The sequence below is a fragment of the Streptomyces sp. B15 genome, assembly GCF_018070605.1.
GTDB classification, from domain to species: Bacteria; Actinomycetota; Actinomycetes; order Streptomycetales; family Streptomycetaceae; genus Streptomyces; species Streptomyces smyrnaeus.
Map to the genome: position 1 here is coordinate 1 of NZ_JAGPXJ010000216.1, position 491 is coordinate 491.

Sequence of the window (491 nt, forward strand, 5' to 3'; positions counted from 1 at the left end):
GAAGGAGCGCCGCAACCAGTTCGCCGGCACGATGTCCGGCGGCCAGCAGCAGATGCTCGCGATCGGCCGCGGCCTCGCCTCCTCGCCAAAGCTGCTGATGCTGGACGAGCCGTCGATGGGGCTCGCGCCGTCCACCGCGGATTTCATCTTCGAGCGGCTGATTGATATCCGGCGCCAGTCCGGCCTGACCATGCTGCTGGTCGAGCAGCGCGTGGCGGAAGCGCTGGAATCGGCCGATCACGGCTATGTCCTCGAAGCCGGACATGTCGTGCTCGAAGGCAACAACGACACGCTGCGCGCCGACGACCGGGTGCGCAAAGCCTATCTCGGCATGTGACCAAATAAAAAACAAAGACTAGGGAGACAACAAGATGAACAAGACATCGAAGGGCAGAATATCGAAAGGACTGACGCGCCGGACCGTGCTGTCGGGGGCTGCCGCCGTCGGCCTTGCTGGCGTTGCACGCGCGCAGACACCGGCCGAGGTGAAG

The 491-nt window shown here is 64.0% G+C and carries 1 protein-coding gene; it reads left to right on the forward strand.

Translation table 11 applies throughout. From position 1 onward, the window contains the following. Window positions 1-337 (forward strand): ATP-binding cassette domain-containing protein (locus KBY19_RS35915; protein WP_210967528.1); only part of this gene is annotated, 337 nt, incomplete at its 5' end. Window positions 338-491: the final 154 nt, after the last annotated feature.